The sequence below is a fragment of the Streptomyces sp. NPDC093149 genome, assembly GCF_044754145.1.
Classification (GTDB): Bacteria; Actinomycetota; Actinomycetes; order Streptomycetales; family Streptomycetaceae; genus Streptomyces.
In genome coordinates, this window is sequence record NZ_JBIVON010000008.1 from 272,983 (window position 1) to 292,848 (window position 19,866).

The following is a 19,866-nucleotide window of genomic DNA, read 5'->3' on the forward strand; positions in this document are numbered from 1 at the left end:
GGGGTGTCACACACACAAAAACTCATCAACCCGGCCCCCCTTACATCCCCGGCCCCCCGGGGGGGGGGGCCCCCGGGCCCCCCCCGGGGGGGGGGGGGGGGGCCCCCGCCGCCCCCCCCCCCCCGCGACGGTGTGTCCACGACGAAGCCGCGGGCGACGTGGAACTGCTTGCCCGCGGCCACGTCGTCGGCTCCTGACAGGAGTACGAGCTGCTCGGTCCGCCGGGTGGCCGGGCCCCTGTCCTTCTTCGCGGAGGTCGCGACCTTCCAGAGCGCCTCGTCAGGGGCTCGTACGGCGCCGCCGTATCCCCGGAGCGACTTCGTGACCGGCTTCACCGGCGAGGCACCGGCGTCGGGCGTCCGCCTCGTCCCTGTCTCCGACGCCCCCGCCACCACGGTCTGCCTCGCTCGCCCCACAGATCCCACGCATTCGCGGACGGAGGACTTCCGCGCGGCCGCGAGAGAAGTGGTGAGCGCCTGAAGCCGCCCCGGGAGCACCGTGCGGCAGGCCGGCCGAATCCGTTGCGCGGGGCATCGGGCAGCCGCTGGCACCGGATGCCGGAGCCTTCCCGCCCCGGTCACGGCCGGGTGCCGGGCGAAGGTGTGCCGGGGCCGGATCGTCGGTCAGCGGGCCGGGCTGCGTCGCACGACCTTCCCCGCACCGTCCGCGTCCAGTGACGCTGCCCCGTTGGGTCCGGTCACGGTGACGCGGAGCGTGAGAGGGCCGGTGAGGTGGTCGGCGGTGAGTTGCCAGGTTCGTGGCGAGCGGACGCGGAGGGTCGTCGTGGCCTCCCGGACCAGGGCGGGGATACGGTCGTAGGGCAGGGAGCGCAGGTCGAACGGCGGGGCGGCGGTGCCGGTGGGGGTGGGGGTGAACACCACTGACATGAGCCGTTCCTGGAGGACTACGGTGATCACCTGCGGTGCGTCCTTGCCCCTGGTCAAGGACGCGACTGCGCGCCGCAGTTCACCCTCGTCGAGCAGGGACCGGTCCGGGCCGAGGGCGACCGTCCCTGATACCTCCGTGGACGTGACCGTGGTGGACGACGATGCGGAGACGGAAGGCTCGGCCGAGGCGGGCGGCTGCCCGGAGCCGTCCGGGCCGAACAGCTCCGCGCGGAACAGCAGGACGACCGTAGCGGCGCCGAGCAGCAGGCCGATGAGGAGGACGGTACCGAACGCACACCCCTCGGGAGGCTGTTGCACAGCGGCGGACTCGGGGGCGGAGTCGATGCGGGCGTCGGCCGCCCGGCTCTCCCACTCCGGTGTCGGCCGCGAGACGATCCGAACCCGCCACGGCCGGTCCGGCGGGTACTGGACCACGAGAACGCCGCGCGGCCGGTAGTCGGGAAGGTCGACCAGGTTGATGCTCTGGGTGATCTCTGCGCGGAACGCCGGCGCGTCGTCCGGCGCGACCGTGAGGACGAAGTGGATCGGCACGTCACCTGTTTCGCTCGAACCCGCGCGCAGGTTCTCGATCATCGCGAGAGCCGTGCACGGCACGACGGCCGCCTCGCGGGCACGCCTCGGCACGCCCGCCAGAAAGAGGAGCACGCCGTACACCACGGGCAGTCCCAGGCCCGTGACGAACAGAGGGACATTCTCGATGACGATGCCGACGACCAGGGCGGCCGACGTCACCCCGGTCACACCGCCGGTCAGGAATCCGCGCACGAGGGCGACCGGACCGTTGTGCGTGGGCGCCGTATCCGTGGCGATCGTCATGCGGTTGATTGTGTCGCGCCCGAGTGACCGCTGGAAGACTGCCCGGCAACCATTCATGGTCGGGCGCTCCGTCGGCGACACACCCATGCCCTCGGTCGCGGTGCCGCCAAGGGCAGTCGGCCGCATGCGCGTCGGCCTTGCGGAGTCCGCAGGGCCGCGCGCCTCTTGCGGTACCGCGCTCAGTCGTTGCCCCGCGACGGGGTGAGCCGCAGCACCGTGCCCTCCCCGTCGGCCGAGAGCAGCAACGTGCCGTCGGGCGCGGCGGCGAGGCCGGCGAAGCGGCGCGCCAAGCCGGGCAGGCCGCCCGCGAAGAGGGCGGGTTGAACCGGTGGGCGAACTCCCGGGGGCGGTCCGACAGGCAACTCCTCGGCTTCGACGCGCATTTCGCCCGTCATGGGCGAGACGGCGAGGAGTCTGCGTCCTGTGGTGTCGACGGTGAACAGTTCGCCGTCCAGCACCGCGAGCCCCTCCGGCGCTCCGAGCCCCTCGGCGACGACGACCGCGCCGTCCTCGCCGAGCCGGGACACCGCCCCCTGCCGGTCGTCGCTCACGTAGCAGCGGCCCTCGGCATCGAAGGCGACGTCCACGGGGTGTTCGAAACCCTCGGCCAGCACGGTGACCGTGTCCTGCGCATCAACAGCCAGGACGCGGCCCGCGCCGGTCTCGGCGACGACGAGCGATCCGTCGGGCGCGACGGCGATGCCGAGCGGTTGGTCCAGTCCGCTCGCCCGTCGCCGCGAGTCGCCCTTCGCGGGATCGTACGTCCGTACCTCCCCGAACTGAGAGGTGAGGTGCAGGAGTTCGCCGTCGGAAACGACACCGTGCACGAAGGTCAACAGGGCATGCGTGGTGACGCCGCCCTCCGTGGGTCCCTCCCGCTCGCCCGCGGGGCTCGCGAGGCGGTAGTGGTCGGCGGCATAGACGGTACCGCCGAGGTCGATCGTCACGCCGTAGGGGCCGTCGAAACCGCGGGGCACGATCTCGCGGGTCCGTCCGTCAGGGTGCAGTTCGGTGATGCCGCCGCTCGCGTAGCTGGAGACGTACATCCGGTTCTCGGTGTCGAAGGCGGCGTTGTCCAGGCCGACGAGGCCGCTGGTGAGAAGCGTACGGGTGCCTGTGCCGTGCAGGTCGACGCGGGTGACGAGGCCTTCGGCACCCCGGGACAGGACGTGCAGGACGCCGCCGAGGTCGAAGCGCACGGCGACGGGCTCGTGCACGTCCTCGGCGACGGTCTCGGGGGCCCCTCCGTCGGGAGGGATCCGCCATACCTGTCCGGTGACCATGTGCGGGTAGTACAGGTACCCGTCGGGTCCTCGCTGCATGGCGTTGCCGAGGGCGAGTCCGTCGGTGAGGACGACCGGGTCGCCGCCGTCGGGGAAGAGTTCCATCAGCCGGCCGTCGGGCTTCATCTCGTTGACGAACAGCCGGTCGCCGATGCAGGTGATGCCGTTGGGGTTGACGATCTCGTCGCAGACGAGGGTGTACGTGCCATCAGGACGGCGGCGCCAGACCCGGCCGGGCACCAGGTCGGCGATGTACATGGAACCGTCCGCGCCGAAGGCGAGATCGTCCGGCGACTGCACCGGGCCGTCCATGGGCACGATCACCTCGACGTCCCCGGTGGCCGGGTCGACGGCGCTGATCTGTCCGGCGAGGAACTGCGCGACGTGGAGTCGTCCGTCGGGCCCGAAGGCGATGCCGTTGGAACCCCACAGCCGGTTGGGCGGGTTGAGGCGGTGGGCCTTCCAGCGGCCACTGGTGGTCCGGGCCCGGCCGGTCGCGTCGAAGCGGTTGGGGAGCGCGCTCACCACGTCCCCGCCTCTTCGTCGTCCCGCTTCCCGACGAGCACGTCGCTCGGACCGCCGTTCTCTCGCCAGTTCCGGAGCAGTTCGTGGAAGGCGACCGGGCCGTCGCCGTAGGCCTGGCTCCGCTCCCTGGGCCGGCCCTCGTTGTTGTAGTAGCCGGGGGTGCACTCGGCGTGGAACGCGTACAGATCGGCGGCCTTGCGCCGGATCGTGGCCACCCACGCGTCCTGGGCCTCGGCGGTCGGTTCGACGTACCTCGCCCGGCGTTCGCGGGCCTGCGCGACGACCTCGGCGATGTGTGTGGCCTGCTCGTCGAGGACGTGGACGAAGTTGACGGCGGCGGCGTTCTGCAGCGGCCCCATGTGGAACAGGTTCGGGAAGCCGTGACTGTAGAACCCGTGCAGGGTCCTGGGTCCGTCCTTCCAGGAATCGAGAAGGCTCGTGCCGCCGCGTCCGTACACGGGCAGCTTCCCCGACATCACACCGGAGACGCCGGTCTCGAAGCCGGTCGCGAAGATGATGCAGTCGACCTCGTACGCGGTGTCGCCGACCACGACGGCCCGGTCCGTGATGCGTTCGACGCCGTGGGTGTCGGCGGTGTCGACGAGAGTGACGTCGGGCCGGTTGAAAGTCTGCAGGTAGGTGTCGCTGAAGGTGGGACGCTTGCACATGTAGCGGTACCAGGGCTTGAGCTTCTCCGCGGTCGCCGCGTCCGTGACGATGCTGTCGACGCGGCCGCGCAGCTCGTTCATCTTCTGGAAGTCGGCTGTCTCGTAGGCCCGTTCGCGTTCCTCGGCCGGGATGTGCGCGTAGCTGTTGGTGGGGATCATCTTCTCCTGGAGCCGGGCGCTGCTGGTCCAGGCGTCGTTCACGAGGTCCTCCGCCACGCGTGCTCCGGTGACGGTCTCGAGGAAGTTCTCCATGCGGCGCCGCTGCCAGCCGGGGGTCAGGGACGTGGCCCATTCGGGGTCGGTGGGCCGGTTGCCGCGCACGTCGACGGTGGACGGGGTGCGCTGGAACACGTACAGGTGCCGGGCGTCGGCGCCGAGGTGCGGGACGACCTGGACGGCGGTCGCGCCGGTCCCGATCAGGGCGACGCGTTTGTCCGCGAGCCTGTGCAGTCCGCCGTCGGCGCCCCCGCCGGTGTACGCGTAGTCCCAGCGGCTGGTGTGGAAGGTGTGGCCGCGATACGTCTCGATGCCCGGGATGCCGGGGAGCTTGGCCTGGCTGAGGGTGCCGGTGGCGACGACCACGTGGCGGGCCCTGATCCGGTCGCCGCGGTCGGTGGCGACGAGCCACTCCGCCCCGTCCTCGTCCCAGCGCAGTTCGGTCACCCCGGTGCGGAAACAGGCGTCGTCGTAGAGATGGAAGCGGCGCGCGATCGCCCGCGCGTGCTGCCTGATCTCCTCGCCCGGGGCGTACTTCCACGCCGGGACGTACCCCACCTCTTCGAGCAGGGGCATGTAGACGTACGACTCGATGTCGCAGTGGATGCCCGGATAGCGGTTCCAGTACCAGGTGCCGCCGAAGTCGGCGCCCTTTTCGATCAGGCGGACCGAGTCGACGCCCGCCTGGCGCAGCCGGGCCCCGGCGAGCAGTCCGCCGAAGCCGCCGCCGATGATCAGGGCCGTCACCCGGTCGTCGAGCGGCTCCCGCGTCGACTCGCCGTCGGCGTAGGGGTCTTCGTCGAACCGGCCGAACTCACCCTCGGGGCGCCGGTACTGTCCGCTGCCCTCCGGGCGAATGCGGCGGTCCCGTTCGGTGCGGTACCGGGCACGCAGTTCGTCGAGGTCGAAGCCGGGATCCTGCGGGGCATGGGGGGTGGGCATGGGTCTCCTGTGGATGTGGGTCGGGGTCGGGGTCTTCGTTCGGATCACGCCGGGCTCGTGTGCTCCGGTGCCATGCCTCGCCGCGTTGTCGTCGGTCGCCGTGCCCCCCTCTTCCGCCTTGCGATCCGTGTCACCGGGCCCTGCCCGCCGATCCGGCCTGATCCGAACGCAAGGCCTTCAGCGCGAGGTGCAGCCGCAGTCGCAGCGCGCCCGCCAGGGGTTACGGAGCAGCCCTCAACGGCGAACGGTGACCGGTGCGAGGAAAAGGCCGACGACGGCATCGGCAAGGGTGTCGGCGGTATGGGTCCAGGACGTGTGGCGGGTGGCACTTCCGTCGGCGAGTGCGCGCTCCCGCTCGGCGCAGGTCTGGAGGATGAGGTGACGCGCCATGTCGGCGCGCTCGGCACGGACTTGGAGGGGTACTGCGGTGATGCGGGCGGCAAGTCCCTCCAACGTCTTTCGCAGGGAGGGTCGTTCGAGTGCCTCGTCGATGGCGATCGCGCGCAGTACGGGGTCGGCCATGGCCTGGACGGCGAAACGGCCGTGCCACGACGGGACGCCGAGTTCGGCCAGGTGCTCGCAGGACGGGCGGACGAGGCAGCCGACCCAGTCCCGGATGTCGGTGCTGCTGGCGCAGCGTGTCAGGTGCCGCTCACGGATGCGCTCGGTGGCCTCGGCGTGGTCGCGCATGATGGCCCGGACCAGGCCGGACTTGCTGCCGAAGTGGTAGCTGACCGCGGTGTTGTTGCCGAGTCCGGCCGCGTCGCTGATCTGCCGGTTCGACACGGCGACCAGCCCCTGCTCGGCGAAGAGCCGTTCGGCTGCCGTCATGATCACCCGGCGGGTTCGCGCTGTCTGTGTCGCGTGCGGAACGGGGTGCGGCCGCGCTGTCCTCGTCGTCGGGGTGTCGGTCACAGAGGGTCGCCTCCTTGATCCGTGATCGCGGGATGCCTCCTCAGTGAAGACACGCCCGCATTCTTAAGTCAATTGATTGACTTAAGTTTCGGCCAGCTCCGACCTGCGGCACAGGGGTGGGGCGGATCACGACAAAGCCGTACGCCGCCCCCTTCTGCCGAACCGGACGGAAGACAACTGCGTCGTTCCGGTCCGGCGGTCGCCCACCAAGCGTGTCTCGTGGACGACGATCACAGCTGCGCGCGACCGCGAGGCACACCTGGTCCCACGGGTCATGTCGCTTTCATGCGGTGTCGTCGGGGGCGAGGTCGGGTCGCAGCCGGTGCCAGGTGGGGTGCCGGAGCAGGCCTGCCCTGGTGCGGGTCGTGTAGCGCACCTCGCCGACGAGGCGTGGGAGTACCCATCGCGCCCCGGCTGCTGCAGGCGGGGTGTCGAAGGGGCAGTCGTCGATGGCGGCTGTCCGGAGAAGTGCTGCCATCGTGGTGCGTTCCCTGTCGCTCCATCCCGTGCCGACGCTGCCGATGTATCGGAGACCGTGCTGGTGTTGCTCTCCCACCAGCAGGGCGCCGGGCAGGCCGGTGAGTCGGCCGCGGCCGGGCAGCCATCCGCCGACGATCACATCGATGGTGCGGACATGCCGGATCTTGATCCACGCGTGGGAGCGAACACCGGGCTCGTAGCGGGAGGTGAGACGCTTCGCGACCAGGCCCTCCAGACCCGCGGCCCGGGTCGTCTCCAGGGCTTGCGCGCCGTGCCCGACGACCGCCGCAGGGGTGGACCACTGGTCCCCGTCCAGGCCCAGATCCTCCAGTACGGTGCGGCGCTCGGTGTACGGCAGCCGGATCAGACTGGACCTCCCCAAGTGGAGGGCGTCGAACAGGACCAGGTGGGCGGGCAGGGACCGGGCCATGCGGGCCGCTTTCGCCGGGGATCCGGCAAGCCCCATCCGGGACTGGAGCCGCTCGAAATCGCTCCGTCCCTCGGAATCGAGCGCGACGATCTCTCCGTCCAGGACGGCGGGGTCGCCGAGGACGGATCCCAGGTCCCTGAGCTCTGGGTATGCGCCGGTGATGTCCGCCCCGGACCGGGCCCGCAAGGTGACGGTGCCATCGCCCGGAAGGTAGATGACGGCCCGCTGACCGTCGTGCTTCACCTCGAACGCCCACCGGTCGTCCTCGACCGGCAGGCTGCCGGGGGTGGCGAGCATGGGATCGATCCGGGGCAACAGCATGGGGCGATTCGGGTCAGGAGGCACTGCGCTTCGGCGCGGCGGCCTTCCGGGCCGTGGTCTTCCTCTTTGTCGCGGTCTTCTTCGCGGCGGTCTTCGCGGCCGGTGCGGTCTGCTTCGCAGGCGTCTTCCTGCGGGGTCGCATCTCGTGCACCGTCGCTTCCTCGCCGCGCGATTCCCTGGCGGCCTCGACCGAGGCGTTCAGGGCAGCCATCAGGTCCACGACCTTCCCGGCCCTCGGTTCCTCACCCTCGGCCGGCCGCGATGGTTCCCTGTCCTCCAGCTTCGCCTCGATCAGCTCCTCCAGGGCGTCGCGGTACCGGTCCCGGAATCCGGAGATGTCGTCGAGGGCCATGGTGTCGGTGAGCTGGACGGCCCGTTCGATCTCGTCCTCGTCCAGGCCCGTGACCTTGGGGGCGAGGGATTCGGGACTGCGGATCTCGTCCGGCCATCGCATGCTGTGCAGCACGATCGCGCCCTCCCGTACCCGCAGAAGTCCGAGGCGCTCGCGGTTGTGCCAGGCGAACTTCGCGACGGCGACCTTGTCGGAGCGCTCCAGGGCCTTGCGGAGCAAGGTGTAGGGCTTGGCAGCGACCTGTCCGTCGATCGCGAGGTAGTAGCTGTCGCTGATCCGGATCGGGTCGATGCTGTCCGCGTCGACGAACGCCACGATCTCGATCGCCTTCGCCGTGGGCAGCGGCATCCCATCCAGCTCTTCATCGGTGACGGGGACGGTCTCGTCCCGGGTGAGCTCGTAGCCCCTGCCGATCTCTTCCTGCGGGACGACTTCGCCGTCGAGCTCACAGACCTTGCGGGTACGGACCCGGCCCATGTCCTTCAGATGGACCTGGTGGAAGCGGACCGAGCGGTCCTCGGTCGCGGACACGACCTTGATCGGGATCGTGACCAGGCCGAAGCTGATGGCACCGGTCCACAAGGGCCGCGGCATGTCCACCTCCAGGCCCCCCTGGCAGCGTGGGAAGGGAAGCGGACCGGAGCGCCCGAGGAAGGGGGCCGGCCCCGTCCGGGGCCGGGGCGCGACCGGACTACTGCCCGTACCCTGATCCTCACGCCGGTCTCGCTCGCGCGCATCTGGATCAGGCACCGCCGGCCCCGCATGCCGACCGCCTGCCCCGAGAGCGGCTCGCAATGGCGGCCCGAAGCGGTGCGTGATGACCTCCGGCGCCGCTGTTCTGCTCGCGTTGCTCCGGCGGAGTGCACGCGATGTCGTTGTGCGAGCCGATGAGGCCCACGTTCCCGCAGGCGCGGCCCGGGGCGCGTTCAACACGCTTCTCCGAAACCTCGGCGACGTCGGGCAGTCCACGGCCAGGCGCCGCGGGCATGAGCACGGTATGCGGCATGCCCGACGACACTGCTGGAAGCGGGTGGCAGACGGGCCGCGCAGGACAACGGCGCGGGCGACGGCCTCGGTGTGACGGCGCTTTCGAAGCGCTACCCGGCGAGTGTCTGGGTGCCCAGGACGGAGAGGAGCTCAAGTCGTTCGGCGTCCCGGCTGCCGGGCTCGGCCGTGTAGATCATGATGCGCAGGTCGCTGCCCGCGACGCTGAGCACGTCGCAGTCCAGCGTCACGACGCCCGCCTGTGGGTGATCCACGGTCTTGCGGGACGCCTCGTGACGACCCACGGCCCCGGAGTCCCACAGATCGGCGAACCGCTCGCTGTTCGCCCGCAGTTCGGCGATCAGGTGCCGCAACCGCCGGTCCTCCGGATACCGGCTCGCTGCCGCGCGCAGGTCGGCCACCACCGCGGTCTCCATCGCGAGCCGGGACTGCGATGTGTGGCGTACCCGGCCGCCGGGGCAGAGGAAGGCGCGCCACGCGCCGTTGCGCTCCCGGCCGTGCCGCTCGCCCATCAGCGCCGTGTACAACGGGTTGGCCAGCAGCAGCGTCCACGACGCGTCGGAGACCGCGACGGGCGTCCCGTTGAGCCTGTCCAGCATCCGGTGCACGCTCGGCGTGATGTACGCCGGCACCGTGCCCTGCCCCGGCGGTACGAGCCCGGCGACATGGAACAAGTACTCGCGTTCGGGCGAGGACAGGCGCAGAGCCCGCCCCAGGGCCTCGATGACCTGCTCCGACGGGTTGGTCGCCCGGCCCTGTTCCAGTCGGGTCACGTAGTCGACCGAGATCCCGGCCAGCATGGCCAGTTCCTCGCGGCGCAACCCGGCCGCGCGCCGATGGCCTCCGGCGGGCAGTCCCGCGGCCTCCGGGGAGACCCGGTCGCGCCAGCGCCTCACCGTTCGGCCGAATTCCGTCCTCGCCATGCCACCACTGTGCACCGCCCCACACGGATCTTCCTGGTACCGGCAGTCCCAGGAAGAAGGGACTCCTGGCAGATTCCCACCGTCCGCCGCAGCCTGGAGGCATGACCACGACACTGATCACCGGGGCCAACAAGGGCCTCGGTTTCGAGACCGCCCGCCGGCTGACCGCCGCGGGCCACACCGTCTACATCGGCAGCCGGGACATCGAACGCGGCCGCCGCGCCGCGGAACGGCTGGGCGCGCGGATGGTCCAGCTCGACGTCACCGACGACGCGTCCGTTCAGGCCGCGGCCGAGAGCATCGAGGCCGATGGAGGGCTGGACGTACTGATCAACAACGCGGGTATCGAGAGTCGCGACGCCGACAACAACGTGATCGGTGCCGCGGACGTGACCGCCGACGTGATGCGGCACATGTTCGAGACGAACGTCTTCGGCACAGTGCGCGTCACCCACGCGTTCCTCCCGCTGCTGCGGCGTTCCACCGCCCCGGTGGTGGTCAACGTCAGCAGTGGCCTGGCTTCCCTGACCCGCGTCACCGACGCGGACGCTCCGGCGTACGCATACCCGGGCGTCGCCTACCCGGCGTCGAAGACCGCGGTCAACATGATCACCGTGCAGTACGCGAAGGCGTTTCCCGGCATGCGGATCAATGCCGTGGAGCCCGGCTTCACCAAGACCGACCTGAACGGCAACACCGGCGTCCAGACCGTCGAACAGGGCGCCGAGATCATCGTCCGCATGGCCCAGGTGGGACCCGACGGCCCCACCGGTGGCTACTTCGACGAAGCGGGCCCCCTCCCTTGGTAGGAGCAATCCTGGTAGGAACAATCCGGATCCGAAGGGTCCGGTCGATCGCGAGGAGCGCTTCACGTAGCGTGTCCCTCCCCTGCAGCCCTCAACCACGACTTCCGAGGGGGCGCGAGAGTCGGCCCCTCGCCAGACGCGCCGGCCCGGGGCCTCCGGGTCGGGACCCGCGACGCAAGCCCTCACCGCCGGCAACTGCCCCTCCGCGTCCGTTCTGGAGTGGACGCCGCACCACCTCGTCCCTGCCGAACCGGCCGCCGAACTCCCGGTCGCCCTCGGATGATCGGCCCTCCGGTGTTCATCCGGCCGACCGGGACATCGCGCTATGGCTAGACCCGAGGTCCGGCGGCCGGGTCAGCGGCCTCGGTCGGAATGACGTGCGAGAGGCCGTGAGAAGCGAGCGGTTCTCGGAACGCCTTCCAGATGGCCGGGTCGGCCAGGTTCGTGAAGAGCCCCTGGCAGGTGTTCGTTTCTCCGGTCACCAGGCCGTACACGACGGCCTCGCCGGATGTGCCGGGATCGAACAGGGGTCCTCCGCTGTCGCCGGGCGCAACCCGCGACTGTGCGGTTCCGGCGCAGATGAACTCCTTGTCCCACGTTCCTCCTTCGGTGTCGAACTTCGTGACGGGAAGCGTCGCTTCGCGCAGGCGTGACGGCTTGTCCGGTTCGGCGAGGTCGGTACGCCCCCAGCCGGCGGCGCGCAGGAGGCGCCCCGCCCGCAATTTTGTTCGCAATGCGGGAAGGGCCGCGCTCGCCTGGTCGGCGGGACGGTCGAGCACGATGAGACCGAGGTCCGTGTTCGTCAGTGTCGAGAACTCGGGGTGGCTGTGAACGGCGAAGTGCTCATCGGTCACCACCGTTCCTCCGGGCGCACTGGAATCAGCCCGCCCCAGGACGAGCCGGATCCTGACCTTGCCCTGTTCGGCGAACTTGGCGCAGTGCGCCGCCGTGGCGACGACCCGGCTGTCGATGAGCGCCCCGCCGCAGAAGTGCGACCAGGCCCCGTCGTCGCCCTGCTCTTCGATCTGCACGACGAAAGGCCGTTTGCCGTCCGCGACCGGCTCTCCGCCGACGATCGCCGACGCGGGTGGCGTGGCGGTGCACAGGATTCCGAACGCACCAGAACTCGCGAGGGCGGCGGCCGTCCGTCGGCTCATTGGCTTGCGCAAGAGTGCACTCCCTTTCGTCTGCCACCGGGTGCGGCCCCGGCGGGCTCGTGCGGGGTACGGCACTTGGCCGTCGATTCCGGCCCCGATCTTGGGCCCGGCGGCCCTCCGGCCGGTCTCGACCGCGCGTCAGGCACGTCAAGGCATCCACTCAGTCGTGTAACAGCACTACGGCCACAGTCATGAGCGGCCGTATCCGGACGGAGGCGTACCGAGGGACGAGCCGGGTACGAATCACGGCCGATCAGCGCACGGCCCCCTGGCCCGACGGTGCGCCGGGAACGTACTGATCCGGCAGTTGTCCGTCCTGCCCCCGGTACCGGTGCAGTGGCGCCGGACGCGGGTTCGGGGAGCAACGCCCTCAAGAACGACTGCACCGCAGAACTCGACATCTGCGCCACCACCTCCCGCGGCGACATCACCGCCCACAGCCTCCGAAGCGGCAGAAACAGGACCACCCGGCGGGCCCCGCGATCGAGATCCCGCCGACCGTCGCCCTCGACACGGCCGTCCACCCCAAGGGGCCCGCGATCCACGTGCCGGGCTCGGAGAGGCTGCACAAGGCACCCAACGACCAGGTGGAACACGGACCCGCCCGGAATCCGAGATCATCCCGTGGCGGGTTTGCGGCGTATCGGGTCATGCCCTCTCAAGGGCCGCGCGGTGCGGGGACGGCCGCCTCCATGGCGCGGTCGGACGCATCCGGCACATGAAGACGCCCCCCGAGGGCAGCGCCCGTTCCCCGCACCCGTCCCACGGCCGGCCAGGACCTGACCGCCCGTTGTCCATCGGTCAGTCTGCGGCTGTCGCGTCCTCGGCCCGGCCCGCGCGCGACCACGTGAGCCCCTCCAGTTGTTCGATGCTCTGGTTGAACTCGACCAGCAGCGTGAGGAACTGCTCGGTTCGCTGGTCCGCCCAGCCCGAGGCTTCGATGAGGCGCGTGGTCCCGGCGCGGCTCACGGCGCGGTCGGCCTCCAGACGTTCCAGGCCGAGCGCCGTGGGACGGAACTTGCGGGCCATTCCCCCCTCGGGATCGGGGATCCGCTCCACCAGGCCGTTGCGGAGCATGGCGCTGACCTGGCGATTGATGGTGGACACGCCGACCTGGAAGGTGTGTGCCAACTCCTTGAGCGTGAGCGGTTCACCGACCTCCAGCCGGGTGAGCAGAACATAGGCCGAGCGTTCCAGGCTCTGGCCGATGCGGGGGCCTCGCGCGGCGATGAAGTGCCGGGACAGCAGGGTCAGCTCACGCTCCAGATCACTCAGCCGGCGCTCTCGCTCACTCAGCCCTCGCTCTTGCTCACTCATGTCCTTGGCCCTCTTCCACCGTCGGTTCCCGCTCATCATCGCGCATGCCCCACGCTCCGGAGCCACGATCACCGCGGTTTGTGCATTGTGCACACGATGCGTACAGTGCATATCGTGTGCACAATGCTCAACAGGCTCTGTGCGCCCGGCCCTCCCGACGCACCCGAGGCATGGAGTCCCACATGAGCGCAGATCAGCCCGACGCCGGATCCGTCGGCGGCATCCGACCGCACGGACCTGCCCCTTCGACCCGCGCGCCGGGCTCGCCCGGCACCGCACCCACGGTGCGGGTTCGACGTCTTCGTAGCGGGTGATCAGCCGGGGCCGCGCTTCTTCCGGAGCCTGAGTACCCGGTGGTCCCGGGAGGTGACCCGGCACACGGGGTGCGCTGCGACGCGGACGGCCGGGCCGCGCCCGGCGTCCGGACGTGCGGTGACGCGGCTGTCGCCACCAAATGCTCAGCACGTACTCGAACTCCGGACACACGCCGACGAGTGGGCCCGCGCCGCCGCCGGGCTGCCGCACGGCGGACAAGTGCTGCCCCGTCCCCTTCCTCTGCACGCACCGGGGGCCGCACGGGACGGTCGCGCACGGCGTGGTCACGCCGGACACGGACTTCGAACCCATGGCCCCGGCCCCGATCCGGACCGCTTCACCGGCGTCCACGGGGTGAACGGCCGTACCACCGCCGTCCTTGGCCCGGACCACCCCAAAGAAAGCACCACGCCTGCGCCGAGGGCCGCTCACCGGCCCCACCCGCGCCGTGCCCGCTGCCGGTGCGCCCGCGCCCCGGTGAACCCACGCATTTCATGCCCATGCGCGCCCCACGGGCGCGGATTCGTTCAAGGAGCTCTTCGTTGTCGGACTCGTCCACCCGCACGCCGGGACCCGGTGCGGTCACCGCCGTGATCGCACTGAGCGGCGTCGTGGTGTCGCTCATGCAGACCCTCGTCGTACCGATCATCCCGCAACTGCCGCACCTGTTGAACGCCGAACCGTCCGACGCGTCCTGGGTGATCACCGCCACGCTCCTCGCGGCAGCCGTGGTGACACCCATCTCCGGACGCCTCGGCGACATGTTCGGCAAACGCAAGATCCTCATCGCCAGCCTGGTCGCGCTCGTCGTGGGCTCCGTGGTGTGTGCCCTGACCGACAGCCTGATCCCGGTGATCACCGGACGGGTGCTGCAGGGGCTGGCCACCGGAGTCATCCCCGTGGGCATCAGCATCCTGCGCGACGAGCTGCCCGCCGCACGCGTGGGCGGCGCCGTGTCACTGGTCAGCGCGACCCTCGGGGTGGGTGGTGCGATCGGCCTCCCCGTCGCCGCCGCCATCGTCCAGTACGCCGACTGGCACGTCCTCTTCTGGCTCGCGGCCGGGCTGGGACTGGCGTGCCTCGCGCTGGTGGTCTTCCTCCTGCCCGAATCCCCCAACCAGGCACCCGGACGCTTCGACACCCCCGGCGCGATCGGACTCGCGGCCGGACTCGTGTGCCTGCTGCTGCCGGTCACCAAGGGCGGCGACTGGGGGTGGACGAGCACCACCACCCTCGGACTGTTCGCGGGCGGCGCCGTGATCCTGGCGCTCTGGGCGGTCTACGAGATGCGCGTCTCCCAGCCGCTGGTGGACCTTCGGGTCACCGTTCGGCGGCCCGTACTGTTCACCAACCTGGCCTCCGTGCTCGTCGGCTTCGCCATGTACGCGATGTCGCTGACCCTGCCGCAGTTGCTCCAGTCTCCCGAAGCCACCGGTTACGGGCTCGGGCAGTCCACACTCGCGGCGGGTCTCGCACTGGCGCCGGGCGGCCTGGTCATGATGGCCCTGTCACCCGTCTCCGCCCGCATCACCGCCCGGCACGGTGCCCGTGTCGCGCTCCTCATCGGCGTCGCGGTCATCGGCACCGGCTACGGCGCGGGACTCTTCCTGATGTCCGAGGTGTGGCAGATCGTCATCACCTCGATGATCGTCAGCGCCGGTGTCGGCATCGCCTACGCCGCGATGCCCGCCCTGATCATGGGGGCGGTCCCCGTGACCGAGACGGCATCCGCCAACGGGGTCAACGCACTCATGCGCTCGATCGGCACCTCCACGTCCAGCGCGGTGATGGCCGCGATCCTGGCGAACATGACCATGCGGCTCGGTCCGGTCGAGGTGCCGGCCGAGAACGGATTCCGCATGACCTATGTCGTCGCGATGCTCGCCACAGCCGTCGGGCTCCTCCTCACCCTCGCCATCCCGCGCATCCAGCGCTCCACCGCGGAGCAGGACGCCGGGACGGCCCCGGCGCGCCCTCGGGCCGTCACCGGAGATCACTGAACCAGCAGGTACGACGAAAGGACATGGTCATGGATCGCCTCAAGGACAAGGTCGCGGTCATCACCGGCGCGGGCAGCGGGATCGGAAGGTCCGCCGCCGAACTGATGAGCCGCCAGGGGGCCCGGGTCGTGGTCGCCGACCACAACACCCAGGGCGCCGAGGAGACCGCCGGAATCATCGCGGCCGCAGGTGGCCGGGCGCTGCCCGTCACCGTGGACGTCACCGACGAGAGCTCGGTCGCTTCCATGGTCGCCGCAGCCATCGGCGAGTTCGGCGAACTGCACGTCCTCTGCAACCACGTCGGTGGAACCAACCCGCGCAAGGACCTGGACCTGCTGCGCATGGACATGGACGAATTCGACCGGGCCGTCGCCCTCAATGTGCGCAGCACCCTCCTGGGCGCTCGGCACGCGGTGCCCCACATGATCCGCGCCGGTGGCGGTTCGATCATCAACACGGCCTCCGTCGCCGCACTCGTCGGCGACGTCCTGCAAACCTCCTACGGCGCCGTCAAGGCCGCGGTGGTCAGCATCACCAAGTCGATCGCCGTCCAGTACGGGCCGCATCAGGTGCGCTGCAACGCCGTCGCCCCCGGGGCGGTCATGACGCCCGCCCTGGAGAACAACCTGCCCGAAGACGTCGTCGAGGCGCTGAAGAAGGGCAACGCCCTGCCGTACCTGGGCTCTCCCGAGGACATCGGCCACACCATGGTGTTCCTCGCCTCCGACGAGTCCCGGTACCTCACCGGCCAACTCCTCGTCGTCGACGGCGGCATGAGCATGCAGTCCTCCGCCGCCCCGGGGCGGCGCTCCATGCTCCCCGGATGACCCCGGGTCCGGAAGCGGCGCCCGCCACCGCGCCGAGCCCGGGACGCCGGACCGTCCGTGCCGTGATGGGGCACTGACAGGTCCTTCGCCCCGGGCGGGCCGGCCGACAGTGTGGCGTACCGGGCACCGGGGGCGTGCCTCCGGTCGGGCAGGTCGCGCCACCGCGCACCTGCCGGATCCGGTACGCCCCGTTCGGTCCCCGTCGGGGCCACTGTGCCGACTCGGTCAGGTCGAGCGCGACGTGGCGCTGCCGGCGCACGAACTCGGCTTCGGCGACCAGGCCCACATGACCCGGGCGCTGCGCAGCACCGTCGGGATCCCGCCCGGACAACTGAGAGCCCTGCTCACCCCAGCGGCCGACACGGCCTCGTATCCGTCCGTCGCACGCGGATTCACGGCACACGGGGCGCGCGGGCCGGGCACCGTGACCGACCCGGCCCCCGTCGATCAGATGCCCTTCGCGCGAGCGCCCCCGCCCTGGTAGGGCGCCAGTTCTGCCGTCAGCCAGCGGAAGACCTGAGGCACCTGGCGTTTCCAGAGTCCGATGGTGTGCGGCCCGCTCACCTCGGCCACCGCCACCCGTGTCGGGAACACCGCGGCCCGCCGCAGTGCGAGGCCGTCACGGTAGCCGTCGTTGAGCCCGCCCGAGAGATACAGCGAGACGGGCGGCGGGGTGACGGCGTGGCGCAGAATCCACAGAGGGTTGTTGACGCGCCGCAGATTCGGGTCCCGGGCCGTGAGGGAGACCCGTTCGGCGGCCGGGTCGTTGTAGCCGGAGAGACCCACGGCGGCCCGGTAGCGGTCGGGATGGGCGAGCGCCATCTTCACGGCGCAGTGCGCCCCGGCCGAGAACCCGGCCACCGCCCAGCCGCTCGCACGGCTCTGCGCGCGGAAGGTGTCGATCACCATCTGCCGGACGTCCACGCTCAGCCAGGACTCGGCGTCCACGACACCCGGCACATTGGCGCACCCGGTGTCCTGGCTCGCCAGCAGGTTGGTCCGCGGCTCCACGAGGATGAACGGGGCGATCCGCCCGCTCCGCATCCCGGACTCCAGCTGCGACTGCACCCGCAGGCTGCCGAACCAGGCCTTCGCCGATCCGGGGAAGCCGCCCAGGAGTTCGACCACGGGAAACTTGCGGTGCCGGAAGGCCGGTTGGCCGTACTGCGGCGGCAGCCATACGTAGACCTCGCCGCGCACCCGCGACACCCGCCCGTTCAGCTGGGTGACGCGCACGCCGCGGCCCATCCGGGCATCGTGCGTCAGGCTGAAGTCCTGGACGACCTTCGGCTCGTTCGCCAGGCGCCCGTGCTCCCCGAGCCCATCGCGCCCGAGGCTCGGCGCGGCAACGATGTGGTGGCCGGTGCCGAGCAGATCGGCCCAGTTGTCATAGAGGCCGTTGGTGTTGTTGACCATTACGAAGACGCTCAGCACCGCCGCCGCCTGCGCGGAGACGACCATCACAAGGCGGGCCGTGCCGCGCACCACGGCGGGGCCTCGCACTCGGCCCCACAACAGCAGGGGCAACAGCACGGTGACCACGACCAGCGCGATCGTGGCCAGGAAGAACGGTGTCCCCGTCAGGCTCATCACGCCTGGGAGGATGCCCTGCACGCCACAATGGTTTACCCGCTTTTCCACCTTTTTACGTCGGACGCGAAACCGGGGAACGCCACGTTGACGCCGGTCGCCATGGATACGGGGTCGCAGGCGCGGTGGTCCTGGGGTCCCTCGTTCGGATCCGACCTGATCGGGTGAGCGGGGTCCGGTGCCGTGGACCGCAAGGCGGAGGAGGGAGTCGGATGAGGTCTCCCCTGCTCGGACGGAGCCGAGGGCTCGGGAGGCGCCATGGCGACCGACGACAACGCGGCGCGGCGCGACGCCGGGGCGCGCGCCCGGAACCATCCGAGCGAGAGGTGCCCTAAGGATCCCGTAACCTCCTGGCGGGCGCGCGACGACAGCTACGGCACCTTGCCGCATTGTCGGAACGTCCGCATACACCCAGCATGCGGACGCCCTTCCGCCTTGCGGTGCACAGCATCCGACGCCGCGCGCTGCCCCACCAGGGGATTACGGGACAGTCCTCAGCTGCCACCCCCGCGTCGAAGCCGCGCCGACAGGTGGTGCTGCAGCGGCTGACCGACCGCAGCGAGGTCGTGGACGAAGTCGAGCGTGTCCTCGTCCGTCAGCGTGTAGCGGCGGCGGGTGGCATCGACCTCCTTCGCGGTGGGAGCGAGAGCCACCTGGTGGGAGCTGAGGTCGACCAGGCCGTCGCCCGCGCGGCCGACCAGGATTTCCGCGACGCCGGTGGGCTGGGTGATCAGCGCTTCCACGCGCGCCTCGGGCTGCAGTCGCCACCAGCCGCTCTCCCGCGCCGACGGCCGCAGCGGCGCGCCGTCCGCGCCGAGCAGCCAGGATCGCGCCTCGTAGCGGAGGAAGGGACGACCGTCATGACTGAAGGTGACCTCCTGCGCATAGACGAATTCCTCGGCGAGCGTCGGGTACCCGCCCCCGCCGCGGCCGACCCAGGTGCCGAGGAACCCGATCACCGGTGCGAGCAGCGGGTGCGGCGCAGGCGCTTCGTCCGGACGAAGGGCGTCGGGGTACGGATGCTTCTGAACGGGGCCGAACATGAGGTGCGCTCCTGAGTCTGGGCCGGTATCAGGCGGAAGCCTAAGGTTTTTCGTCCACGGCGGTTGCCGACGGATACACGAGCACTCCTCCAAGGCCACCTTCGGTCACCTCAACCCCCTTGCCTCTCGCTAATGAAAATGATTGTTGTTACGGAGTGCACGTCCGGACATCCGAGCTCAAGGGGGCCTCCTTTGCAGCGCACTGCACCGAGGCCCCTGTGGCCAGGCTGACCAAAATTGACCGTAACATGCCAAAAATCATGACGGTGCACCTTGTTGCCTCAAGGGGGTTGTGCCTCAATGGGGGCCAGTTCGCTGACAGTGCGTCAGAGAAGTGACATGTTCCGACGCGGCCCCGCGATGACGCGCGTCGGCAATCCCCCCACACGAAGGGCAACCACCATGAGGCATGGCACAAGGCGACTCGCCGTCTGTTCCGCCCTCGCCGCAGGCACATTCGCGCTGGCACCCACGGCCGACGCGGTCAGCCCCACCACCGCCACCATCTCCTTCGACTGCGGCGCCTACGGCTCGGGCAGTGCGACCCTCACCGCCACGCAGAACGGGACGGCCGCGACCATCAACGTCTCGACGTCCGCCATCACCGCGCCGATCAAGGTCGGGGCGAACTCGGTGAAATCGACACTCACCCTCACCAACAAGGGTGCGGGAACGGTGACGTTCACCGGCAGTGCCAACCCGGCCATCCCCGCCGGCAGCCCCGTGTCCACGGGCCCGCTCAACGGCACCGTCGCCTCCGGTGACAGCCTGGAGGCCAAGTCCCTCAAGGTCGTGGTCCTGGGCATCACAGCGACCTGCAACGCAACGTCCGCCCAGTCGCCGGGACCGTTCGTATTCTGAGCCGATCCCCGGTCGCCGAACGAGTTCCAGGTCGCGCCGCCGGTGCGGCCGGGGGGGGGGGGCCCCCCCCCCCGGGGGGCCCCCGGGGGGGGGGGGGGCCCCCCCCGGGGGCCCCCGGGGGGGGGGGGGGGGGGGGGGCGGGGGGGGGCGGCCGGGGGGCGCGCGC

15 protein-coding genes are annotated in these 19,866 nt (G+C 70.7%); 4 read left to right on the plus strand and 11 right to left on the minus strand.

All coding sequences use genetic code 11. From position 1 onward, the window contains the following. Window positions 1–623: 623 nt before the first annotated feature. From ACIQCZ_RS24790 to ACIQCZ_RS24820, 7 genes are all read right to left on the minus strand, one after another. Window positions 624–1,724 carry a hypothetical protein gene (locus ACIQCZ_RS24790; RefSeq protein ID WP_402284871.1) on the minus strand — a complete coding sequence of 367 codons (1,101 nt, stop codon included), beginning with the start codon at window positions 1,722–1,724 and terminating at the stop codon, window positions 624–626. Between the two features lie 179 nt (window positions 1,725–1,903). Continuing rightward, entirely contained in the window at window positions 1,904–3,532 is a 1,629-nt protein-coding gene (locus ACIQCZ_RS24795; protein WP_402284872.1) for a hypothetical protein, read from the minus strand. Further along, window positions 3,529–5,358, minus strand: coding sequence for a flavin-containing monooxygenase (locus tag ACIQCZ_RS24800; RefSeq protein WP_402284873.1), 1,830 nt, complete (start codon window positions 5,356–5,358; stop codon window positions 3,529–3,531). Before ACIQCZ_RS24800 ends, ACIQCZ_RS24795 begins: the two co-directional genes overlap by 4 nt. A gap of 234 nt (window positions 5,359–5,592) precedes the next feature. Next, complete coding sequence (locus ACIQCZ_RS24805; RefSeq protein ID WP_402284874.1) at window positions 5,593–6,189, minus strand: TetR/AcrR family transcriptional regulator; 597 nt, start codon at window positions 6,187–6,189, stop codon at window positions 5,593–5,595. A 367-nt stretch (window positions 6,190–6,556) separates the two neighbouring features. After that, the gene (ligD, locus tag ACIQCZ_RS24810) at window positions 6,557–7,504 is read right to left on the minus strand and encodes a non-homologous end-joining DNA ligase (RefSeq protein WP_402284875.1); all 948 of its coding nucleotides are present in this window, start codon (window positions 7,502–7,504) and stop codon (window positions 6,557–6,559) included. Window positions 7,505–7,517: 13 nt separating this feature from the next. Further along, window positions 7,518–8,450, minus strand: a complete 933-nt coding sequence (locus ACIQCZ_RS24815; RefSeq protein ID WP_402284876.1) for a Ku protein — start codon at window positions 8,448–8,450, stop codon at window positions 7,518–7,520. A gap of 503 nt (window positions 8,451–8,953) precedes the next feature. Beyond that, on the minus strand, window positions 8,954–9,784 hold the full coding sequence (locus tag ACIQCZ_RS24820; protein ID WP_402284877.1) for a helix-turn-helix transcriptional regulator: 831 nt from the start codon (window positions 9,782–9,784) through the stop codon (window positions 8,954–8,956). A gap of 101 nt (window positions 9,785–9,885) precedes the next feature. Between ACIQCZ_RS24820 and ACIQCZ_RS24825 the strand changes: the two genes are divergently transcribed. Beyond that, a complete protein-coding gene (locus ACIQCZ_RS24825) occupies window positions 9,886–10,593 on the plus strand; it encodes an SDR family oxidoreductase (RefSeq protein ID WP_402284878.1) in 708 nt (235 codons plus the stop codon). A 326-nt stretch (window positions 10,594–10,919) separates the two neighbouring features. Here ACIQCZ_RS24825 and ACIQCZ_RS24830 read toward each other — a convergent pair whose 3' ends face one another. Then, window positions 10,920–11,759 (minus strand): S1 family peptidase, encoded by an 840-nt coding sequence (locus ACIQCZ_RS24830; protein ID WP_402284879.1) that lies wholly within the window; start codon window positions 11,757–11,759, stop codon window positions 10,920–10,922. Between the two features lie 789 nt (window positions 11,760–12,548). Then, window positions 12,549–13,064 (minus strand): MarR family winged helix-turn-helix transcriptional regulator, encoded by a 516-nt coding sequence (locus ACIQCZ_RS24835; protein ID WP_402284880.1) that lies wholly within the window; start codon window positions 13,062–13,064, stop codon window positions 12,549–12,551. Window positions 13,065–13,879: 815 nt separating this feature from the next. Between ACIQCZ_RS24835 and ACIQCZ_RS24840 the strand changes: the two genes are divergently transcribed. Both ACIQCZ_RS24840 and ACIQCZ_RS24845 read left to right on the plus strand, forming a co-directional pair. Beyond that, a complete protein-coding gene (locus tag ACIQCZ_RS24840) occupies window positions 13,880–15,379 on the plus strand; it encodes an MFS transporter (protein ID WP_402285072.1) in 1,500 nt (499 codons plus the stop codon). A gap of 29 nt (window positions 15,380–15,408) precedes the next feature. Next, entirely contained in the window at window positions 15,409–16,206 is a 798-nt protein-coding gene (locus ACIQCZ_RS24845) for an SDR family NAD(P)-dependent oxidoreductase (protein ID WP_402284881.1), read from the plus strand. A gap of 447 nt (window positions 16,207–16,653) precedes the next feature. On the opposite strand, the gene ACIQCZ_RS24850 is transcribed toward ACIQCZ_RS24845, so the two are convergent. Continuing rightward, on the minus strand, window positions 16,654–17,796 hold the full coding sequence (locus tag ACIQCZ_RS24850; protein WP_402285074.1) for an alpha/beta hydrolase: 1,143 nt from the start codon (window positions 17,794–17,796) through the stop codon (window positions 16,654–16,656). A gap of 494 nt (window positions 17,797–18,290) precedes the next feature. Further along, entirely contained in the window at window positions 18,291–18,839 is a 549-nt protein-coding gene (locus ACIQCZ_RS24855; RefSeq protein ID WP_402284882.1) for an FABP family protein, read from the minus strand. Between the two features lie 402 nt (window positions 18,840–19,241). Here ACIQCZ_RS24855 and ACIQCZ_RS24860 point away from each other — a divergent pair, with 402 nt between their 5' ends. Beyond that, complete coding sequence (locus ACIQCZ_RS24860) at window positions 19,242–19,700, plus strand: hypothetical protein (RefSeq protein WP_402284883.1); 459 nt, start codon at window positions 19,242–19,244, stop codon at window positions 19,698–19,700. The last annotated feature ends 166 nt before the right edge of the window (window positions 19,701–19,866 follow it).